The 9,045-nt window shown below is 42.8% G+C and carries 8 protein-coding genes and 1 pseudogene; 4 read left to right on the forward strand and 5 right to left on the reverse strand.

Features of this window, described 5'->3' with window-relative positions; all coding sequences use genetic code 11:
- Positions 1-241: 241 nt before the first annotated feature.
- The 4 genes from FTV48_RS13210 to erpA all read left to right on the forward strand — a co-directional run bounded on the left by FTV48_RS13210 (position 242) and on the right by erpA (position 4,167).
- Positions 242-1,246: a putative solute-binding protein gene (locus tag FTV48_RS13210; protein WP_100329866.1), complete on the forward strand. Its 1,005-nt coding sequence runs from the start codon at positions 242-244 to the stop codon at positions 1,244-1,246.
- A gap of 253 nt (positions 1,247-1,499) precedes the next feature.
- Complete coding sequence (locus FTV48_RS13215) at positions 1,500-2,510, forward strand: putative solute-binding protein (protein WP_100329867.1); 1,011 nt, start codon at positions 1,500-1,502, stop codon at positions 2,508-2,510.
- A gap of 192 nt (positions 2,511-2,702) precedes the next feature.
- Positions 2,703-3,710 carry a putative solute-binding protein gene (locus FTV48_RS13220; protein ID WP_074384156.1) on the forward strand — a complete coding sequence of 336 codons (1,008 nt, stop codon included), beginning with the start codon at positions 2,703-2,705 and terminating at the stop codon, positions 3,708-3,710.
- Between the two features lie 121 nt (positions 3,711-3,831).
- On the forward strand, positions 3,832-4,167 hold the full coding sequence (erpA, locus tag FTV48_RS13225) for an iron-sulfur cluster insertion protein ErpA (protein ID WP_004281944.1): 336 nt from the start codon (positions 3,832-3,834) through the stop codon (positions 4,165-4,167).
- Between the two features lie 55 nt (positions 4,168-4,222).
- Here erpA and FTV48_RS13230 read toward each other — a convergent pair whose 3' ends face one another.
- From FTV48_RS13230 to grpE, 5 genes and pseudogenes are all read right to left on the reverse strand, one after another.
- Positions 4,223-4,600: a hypothetical protein gene (locus FTV48_RS13230; protein ID WP_167381287.1), complete on the reverse strand. Its 378-nt coding sequence runs from the start codon at positions 4,598-4,600 to the stop codon at positions 4,223-4,225.
- Positions 4,601-4,706: 106 nt separating this feature from the next.
- Positions 4,707-5,615: a matrixin family metalloprotease gene (locus FTV48_RS13235; RefSeq protein ID WP_005173536.1), complete on the reverse strand. Its 909-nt coding sequence runs from the start codon at positions 5,613-5,615 to the stop codon at positions 4,707-4,709.
- 60 nt (positions 5,616-5,675) lie between these two features.
- Positions 5,676-5,936, reverse strand: a pseudogene (locus FTV48_RS13240) (hypothetical protein); the annotation flags it as partial.
- Between the two features lie 170 nt (positions 5,937-6,106).
- Positions 6,107-8,050 carry a molecular chaperone DnaK gene (gene dnaK / locus FTV48_RS13245; protein WP_074383783.1) on the reverse strand — a complete coding sequence of 648 codons (1,944 nt, stop codon included), beginning with the start codon at positions 8,048-8,050 and terminating at the stop codon, positions 6,107-6,109.
- A gap of 155 nt (positions 8,051-8,205) precedes the next feature.
- Positions 8,206-8,754, reverse strand: a complete 549-nt coding sequence (grpE, locus tag FTV48_RS13250; protein ID WP_005173545.1) for a nucleotide exchange factor GrpE — start codon at positions 8,752-8,754, stop codon at positions 8,206-8,208.
- Positions 8,755-9,045: the final 291 nt, after the last annotated feature.

Raw genomic sequence — 9,045 nt, forward strand, 5'->3', positions numbered from 1 at the left:
AGATAACTGGTCTAACTGAATCATTGAGAAATCAAAGCTAAGAAATAAGATGCGCCTATTCTAAAGGAAAGCCTTGTGAAAATGAAAAATCTTGCGACTTTTACTGAAATGAGCCAGCTTTTAAATACTGTGAATTTATATATTATGGACGCATAAGTTGAGTATAAGCTCTATTTTCAGCATTAACAGTTGTTTATAGTAGAAGCTGATCGAGCAAAAAATACGATAGAGTAAAATAAAAATGAAAAAGGGATTTTTAGTTTTATCTGCACTGGGTCTACTGGCATCGACTTCAAGTCATGCCAAAGTAAATGTCTGTGTTTTTGATTTGCTGGGCAAGTCTGGCGAATCTTTTAAATTACTGGAAGAATGGGCCTTAGCTGCAAAAGCTTGGAATGCTGATGTTCAATTGACTGCCTATCAGGACGAAGCCAAAGTGGATCAGGATGCCAAGGCAGGTAAATGCGATGGCTTCTATATGACCTCCATGCGGGCCCGCGCCTATAACAAATTCGCCGGCTCGATTGATGCGATTGGTGGTGTGCCAAATAATGACATTGCCATGAAAGCCATCAGTTATGTACTGGACAAACGCAACAGCAAGCGCTTGATCACCCAGATTGGCAAAGAAAAATTTGAAGTGGCTGGGATCGGACAGATTGGCCCGGCTTATATTTTTGTCCGTGATCGCGAGCTGAATAAACTGGAACAGGTAAAAGGCAAGAAATTTGCCGTGCTACATTATGACTATGCCCAGAAAATTATGGTCAATCGGATTGAAGCCGTGCCGGTAATGTCGGAAATTTCCAATTTTATCCGTAAATTTAATCAGGGCGAAGTCGATATTGTGGCTGCACCGGCTTATGCCTTTAAACCGCTTGAATTAGAAAAAGGTCTGGGCAATAAAGGCGCCATGATTAATTTTCCAGTAATCAATGTCACTGCCGACCTGATCATCCGGCAGGATAAATTTCCTGACTCTTTCGCAGTACAATCCAGAGACTGGTTTGTGAAACAGTTGCCGCGCAGTTTTGCCATGGTGAAACGTATGGAAGCGGAAATTCCCAATAAATATAAGCTGAACTTAAGCCGTGAAGATCGCATTGCCTATCAGAAGATTCTGCGCGAAGGCCGCATCGATTTAACCCGGCAGGGGATTTATGATCCCGGCATGATGACGGTATTGAAGCGTGCCCGCTGTACCGTCGAAAGAACCAATTTTGAGTGTTCAATTAGTGGCGAATAAAATTCAAATGATGTATATCTTTGTAACTCTCACGGATTAAATGTAATGATACGAAACTTCTATTAAATATTAAGAAATTGATATTTAAAAATATTTTATAAAATAATATTTAGAACATACGCTGATTTATCTTTATAGGCCAAAACACGGGTTTTAAATGGAGTAAATGCTCTATTTTTTTTAATTAAACTTGCTTAATATTTGTTCCGTGTACGGACACTCAGCGAATAACAAGATTCCAAAGGATAATACAATGAAAAAAGCACTCTTATCATTGGCTGCACTTTCTACATTTGGTTTTGCCAATGCAGTGCATGCAGAAAAAGTCGATATCTGCGTGTTTGACTTACTGGGTAAATCGGGTGAGTCTTTCCAGATGGCGCAAGAATGGGCACTGGCTGCAAAAGGCTGGGGCGCAGAAATCAATCTGATTGCCCGCCAGGATGAAGCTGTTGCCGACAATGATTTTAAAGCCGGAAAATGTGATGGTGTATTTATGACTGCCATGCGCGCCCGTCAATACAATAAATTTGCCGGTTCTATCGATGCACTGGGCGGTGCACCGAGCAATGCAATTGCACAGCGTGCCATTAGTTTTGCGCTGGACAAACGCAATGCCAGCAAAATGGTGACTAATCTGGGTGGTAAAAAATACGAAATTGCCGGGATTGCACCACTTGGTTCGGCGTTCATCTTTGTCCGTGACAAAAATATTAACTCGATCGAAAAAGCCGCAGGTAAAAAATTCGCGGTATTGGGCTATGACGATGCCCAGAAAATTATGGTGCAGCGTGTCGGTGCCCAGGCTGTGATTTCCGATGTATCCAATTTTGTGGCCAAATTTAACAATGGTCAGGTGGATATGGTGGGGGCACCAGCCTATGCTTATAAACCGCTAGAGATTTATAAAGGCCTCAGCAATAACGGCGCGATGTTTAATTTCCCGGTGCTGCATGTGACGTCCGATTTTGTCATTCGCCCGGAAAAATTCCCGGCAGGTTTTGGGCAAAAATCGCGTGACTGGTTTATCAAAAACCTGCCAAAAAGTATGGCCATGATCGGCCGTCTGGAAGCCGGAATTCCGTCGAAATATAAAATGAATCTGAGCGTGGAAGATAGAACCAAGTATCAGAAAATGTTACGTGATGGCCGTATGGACATGACCAAACGCGGAATCTATGATGCTGGCATGATGTCAGTGTTAAAACGCGCGCGCTGTTCTGTCGACAAAGCCAATTTTGAGTGTTCACTTCCGGGTGAGTAATTTGATTTTTAAAGAAAAAGCTTAGCTGAGTCTAAGCTTTTTTTGTGGTTGAACTGAGGCAGATCAGCCATTGTACAGCTGATTAAATAGCTTAAGCTTGATCTAAAGATTGATTTCTTATGATTAATATAAAAACAATTAGATGCGGCTGAAATCGCAATAACAAAAACAAGGTATAAGGACATTAGGATGATGCAAAGAAGATGGAAAATACTGGCATTGGCCGCAGCGACATTTACTGTTTCAGGTCTGGTACAGGCCAAACAGGTGATGTGCGTATTTGATCTGGTGGGCAAAAATGGCGATGTGTATAGCGTCATGAAAGATTATCAGCTGGCAGCGAAAAACTGGGGCGCTGATATCGAGCTTAGAGTGAATACCAATGAAGCCGTGGTTGCAGAAGATTTTAAAGCCGGAAAATGTGACGGGATTAGTGTTACTGGAATGCGCGGGCGTCAGTTCAACAGTTTTACCGGCTCACTCGATGCCATCGGGGCGATTCCAGATCTGAATCTGGCCGTTAAAGTGATGCAGGGTCTGGCGAGTCCGACTTTTGCCAAACATATGCTCAATGGCAAATATGAAGTGGTGGGGGTGATTCCTGTCGGTGATGCTTTTCTGTTGGTCAATGACCGTAGTATTAATACCGTGGCCAAAGCTGCAGGTAAAAAAATTGCGGTACTCGACTATGATGAAGCACAAAAAATCATGGTGCAGCAGGTTGGTGCTCAAGCCGTTAGTGCCGATGTCACCAACTTTGGCGCCAAGTTTAACAATGGTCAGGTTGATATCATTGGCGCACCCGCTGCGGTATTTAAACCCCTAGAATTACACAAAGGCTTAGGTACAAAAGGTGCGATTGTGAATTATCCGGTGTTGCAAGTGACCGGTAATATCATTATCCGTCCCGATAAATTCCCGGCGGGTTATGGTCAAAAATCACGTGAATGGGTGAGAAGCCAGTTGCCGCGCGCTTTTGGTATTCTGGGCAAAATGAAAGCCGATATTCCTGCAAAATACTGGATGGATATTCCGGCTGCAGATAAACCGGGCTATCAGAAAATGATGCGCGATTCCAGAATAGACCTGACCAAACGCGGCGTATATGATAAGCGCATGATGAAACTGCTGTGGCAATTCCGTTGTAAACAGAACCCGCAAAACTTCGAATGTGCCTTACAGGATGAGAACTACAAATAATCCTGATAAAATTACTCTGATTTGACTTTTAATCTGTAGAGACTGACCATATATTGAGTGTGTTATACTTCGATATGGTCTTTTCTTTTTAAAGACATTCCATTCAACAGAGGAATCCGCCATGAATGCCCAAGCGCTTGTGCTCACCGACAATGCCGCAAATAAAGTACGCCAGTTGCGTGACAGTGAAGGTAACCAAGACTTAATGCTCCGTGTGTATGTTACCGGTGGCGGCTGTTCAGGTTTCTCTTATGGCTTTAACTTTGCCGAAAGTCAGAATGAAGATGATGCAGAATTTGCCAACGGCGATGTGAAAGTACTGGTCGATTCACTCAGCTATCAATATCTGGTCGGTTCAGTTGTAGATTATTTGGAAGGTCTGGAAGGTTCACGCTTTGTGGTGCAAAACCCGAATGCGACCACCACTTGTGGTTGTGGATCTTCATTCTCGATCTAAACACGTACAATAAAAAAGTCCTCTTGATGAGGACTTTTTTATATCTGAAGAAAACTTAATTTTCCAGTTTTACCGCTTCCAAGAGGTCAAAAATTACTGATGTGACATCCTGACTCAGCTCACGATTATTAAAAATCTCATAAGCGCTAATGGTAATATCGGTATCACTTGGCAACAGGCGCTGCTCTTCTTCGATCAGGTCATTGATCGGCAAGAGGGTCTGTTTGATTTCCAGATGTAAAATATCTTTATATTCCAGATTCTCATCGTCCAGTTCAATCAGCTGTTCATTGAAATAAGGCAATAAAATCGCATGAAGATGTGGCTGAATATCCTCAATATCAAAGATCTCGATATCACGCGTTTCATCAATCGTACTAATGTGGTCATTTACTTCAATTAAAATATGGTAGTAACTCACATGAATCTCCAAAGATGGCCTGAACAATGTAGCCGTTCACAATAACATGAAATCCGAATAGAGTGTTTTTTTATAACACTTATACACTTAAATTAATTAAGGAATTCAGGCTGATCACTTAACGGTGATACAGCAAAGTCTTGTCGGCAGGTCGCAACTGAAAGTGTTGTAAATTCTGTTTTCCCAGTACCGGATACATCAGCGCCTCTGGATCATCATGATGATACAGGCCCAAAGCATGCCCCAGTTCATGAGCCAGTGTCAGACGCAGATCATCTTCTGCATCAAACTGATATACATGAATCTGATGACCCATAAATACCCCTTTATGAAATTCACGGGCAGGAAAACGTTGCTGGGCCTGAATGATATTCTGTTGATGATTTTCAAGACTATGTTGATGCAGCGAAACATTCAGGTTAAAAGAACTTTGCTGTCGCTGAAGATACTCGGCTTCCCGTTTAAAATTTTCCGATTTGCGCTGTAAAGCCTGAAACTCATATTCTAATTGTTCGTGCTCATAGGCAGATAAATTTGGCTGATGCCGTCGTTGCTGTAGCTTCTGAAATTCATAATTAATCTGATCTCTTTGCTGGATCAAGCGTTGTTGTTGACTTTCCAGATGTTGATAAGATGCTTCCAGATTTTTGACCTGACGTTGATACTGGGCATCATCTGCCAGCAACTGTTTTTCGACTTTCTTTAAGGCATTATATTCCTGTTGCCGTTGATCATAGATCAGATGAATACTCAGCTGGGCATTTTCATCATAGAGCAGCAGATCATCGCGATGGGTGCCCTGATGCCAGATCTCGACGGCTTCTTTGCTCAGTTGAATCACTTGCTCTTTACTCAGCCCAAAGCCTGCATCAACCTGATCGACCTTAAAGCGTAAACGTGTGTCAAAAGGATGACTGAGCCGGTCTGCAAGCGAGTTGTAGCGCAGTTGTGGATGAGCTTTGGTCTGCATATGCATAGAGGCAGACAGGATTAACCCAACGATGACCAGACAGAGTAGAAGGCGCATATTGCTATTGAGATGCTTATTTTTAAAAAATATAGCTTAATTTTAAGGCATTTCCCATGCTTATTTGCCTTCCTGCTCAGCTTTTGGATAAAGTCCTAATTCGGCCAAGGCCTGCTGTAAAATGTCCAGGCGAATCGCCGGATCCATATGACTGTGCATCTGTATATTCAGGGAAAAGACCACGATGTCAGCCTGTGGTGTTTCGATCCAGCCCGTGCACCAGCCAACTTGCGCTTCCAGCTTCATACCCCGGCCGGATTTGGCATACAGTCGACAAGCGTGGCGTTCCTGTAGCAATAACATGGCTTTAACCCATTGCTGAAAGGCCGCAAAATCAGAATTTTCAGGGTTGATGGTCGTTTCATGTTGGATTTAACTTAAACAGCTTTACTTGAACATACGATCCATTTTTAGTCATTTTACCTTCATGCTTTAAAATTTGGACATAAAAAAACCGCGCTATTGCGCGGTTTTTCAGTTAAAGCGACAAATTATTTTTTGTCATCTTTTACTTCAGTGAACTCAGCATCTACAACGCCGTCGTCCGCTTTTTGCTGTTGTTGACCAGCGTCACCACCGAATGCGTTCGGATCAAACCCTTGCGCACCGCCTTGGCCTTGAGCTGCTTCATAGGCACGCTGAGTGATCGGCATGATGATGTTTTGCAACGCTTCAGTTTTCGCTTTGATTTCTTCAACATCATTTTCTTTAGTTGATGCTTCAAGCTCAGAAACCGCAGTTTCAATTGCAGTTTTTTCGTCTGCAGTCACTTGCTCGCCCAAATCTTTCACTGCTTTTTGAGCAGAAGAAACTAACGCATCCGCTTCGTTACGTGCTTTCGCTAATTCTTCGAATTTGCGATCTTCTTCAGCATTCGCTTCAGCATCACGGATCATTGCTTCGATTTCAGCATCAGACAAACCTGAGTTTGCTTTAATCTGGATCGATTGCTCTTTACCCGTGCTCTTGTCTTTTGCAGATACTTTCAAGATACCATCAGCGTTGATATCGAAAGACACTTCAATTTGTGGCACACCACGTGGAGCCGGTGGGATATCGCCTAATTGGAAGTTACCCAACAATTTGTTTTGCTGCGCCATTTTACGTTCACCCTGGAACACAGAAATGTCTACAGCAGGCTGGTTGTCAGCAGCAGTCGAGAACACTTGAGATTTCTTCGCAGGAATCGTGGTGTTTTTCTCGATGATTGCTGTTAACACGCCACCCATGGTTTCGATACCAAGTGTCAGCGGAGTAACGTCAAGTAGAAGTACGTCAGTTTTGTCACCTGAAAGTACCGCACCTTGAATCGCAGCACCCATTGCGACTGCTTCATCAGGGTTTACGTCTTTACGTGGCTCTTTACCGAAGAATTCTTGAACCTTCTGTTGAACCATTGGCATACGAGACTGACCACCCACAAGGATTACGTCAGAGATGTCAGAAGTCGAAAGACCTGCATCTTTAAGTGCAATCTTACATGGCTCAATGGTACGCGCAACCAAGTCAGCAACCAAACCTTCAAGTTTCGCACGTGTTACGTTGATCACCAAGTGTTTAGGACCAGTCGCATCAGCAGTGATGTATGGCAGGTTGATTTCAGTTGCATTCGAAGAAGAAAGCTCGATCTTCGCTTTTTCAGCAGCTTCTTTTAAACGTTGCAGCGCAAGCGGATCTTGTTTCAAGTTGAAGTTTTGTTCTTTCTTGAACTCTTCAACCAGGAATTCGATCAATGCGTTATCGAAGTCTTCACCACCCAGGAATGTATCACCGTTAGTAGACAACACTTCGATTTGCTGGTCGCCATCAAGATCCGCAATTTCAATGATTGAAACGTCGAATGTACCACCACCCAAGTCATAAACCGCGATTTTACGGTCGCCTTCTTTCTTGTCCATACCGAACGCAAGTGCAGCAGCAGTTGGTTCGTTGATGATACGTTTCACTTCTAAACCTGCAATTTTACCTGCATCTTTAGTGGCTTGACGCTGGGCATCGTTGAAGTAAGCAGGAACGGTAATGACCGCTTCAGTTACTGTTTCACCCAGGTAATCTTCCGCTGTTTTCTTCATCTTTTTCAAGATTTCAGCAGAGATTTGCTGTGGTGCAAGTTTCTTGTCGTTGACATCAACCCAAGCATCACCGTTGTCAGCTTTGATGATTTTGTACGGTACCAGACCGATATCTTTTTGTACCGCTTGGTCTTCATAACGACGACCGATCAAACGTTTGATCGCGAACAAGGTATTTTTAGGATTCGTTACCGCTTGACGCTTTGCCGATTGACCTACCAGAATTTCGCCATCTTTATAGGCAATAATTGATGGCGTTGTACGCGCGCCTTCAGCGTTTTCGATTACTTTAACTTTGTCGCCTTCAAGTACTGCAACACATGAGTTTGTAGTACCTAAGTCAATACCAATGATTTTAGCCATTTGGATGTTTCCTCAAAAATTTTTTTATTCCCAAACTTTTCCCTTTATCAAAGGGAAATTAAAAGGGATTTACTTGTTATCCGATATGAGAGCCGTTCGATTTTTTTCAAGTAAAATTGTTGAAAAAATTTCACAAACTCCCGAATTTATTTGGCTTAAGCGCCAACCATGACCATCGCCGGACGCAACAGGCGATTATTCAGCGTGTAGCCTTTTTGCAAAACAGTGCCAATTTCATTGGCTTTGGCATTTGGATCAATCCCAACTGCCTGATGCAGATCAGCATTAAAGCCGTTACTGGTGTCTACCACCACGACTCCAAATTTCTCTAAGGTATTCAATAAAGATTTAAGTGTCAGTTCAACGCCTTCCAGCAGTGGAGTTTTCTCTTCACCTGCGGCAACAATGGCGCGCTCGAGATTGTCGACGGTTTCTAAAAGTTCTTTAGAGAACTTTTCTAAAACGGTATCTTTATGCTTTTCAGATTCACGCTGAATACGTTCCACACTTTTTTGTGCTTCGTAGACTGCATTGGCCGTACGTGCTTTTTCTAACTTTAAGTCACCTTCAAGCTGCGCAATCTGCTCTTGTAAAGACTCAACGGAAACTTCTGCCTGCTCGGTTTCAGCTTGAGTTTGCGCTGTATCTTGTTCCGCTTGCTCTTGCTCAAATTTTTGAGCTTGCTCGTTTTGCTCAGTCGCCATTGATTTACTCCGTTTAAATGGGTTCTTAAACATGTACAGTCCTCAGGCCTCAGTATTCACTGCGTTAATGCTGAACTGCCATGGTTGAAGTTCTTGATTACCTAAAGAAATCGGGGCAGGGTGTAAAAATTCAAGCGTCAGTCAAGATTAAATTTAAGATTTATCTCTGTACACGACAAATTTCACAGAACCCTTATCCTATCAGGATTCTGCTTTCTTAAAATTGCCAAAATTTCCTTAAACTCTTCTTTTTTCCCAAAACCAATTAAACGCTGAATCGCCATTTGAACA

It is taken from the genome of Acinetobacter sp. YH18001 (genome assembly GCF_013416975.1).
In the GTDB taxonomy this organism is placed as follows: Bacteria; Pseudomonadota; Gammaproteobacteria; order Pseudomonadales; family Moraxellaceae; genus Acinetobacter; species Acinetobacter pseudolwoffii.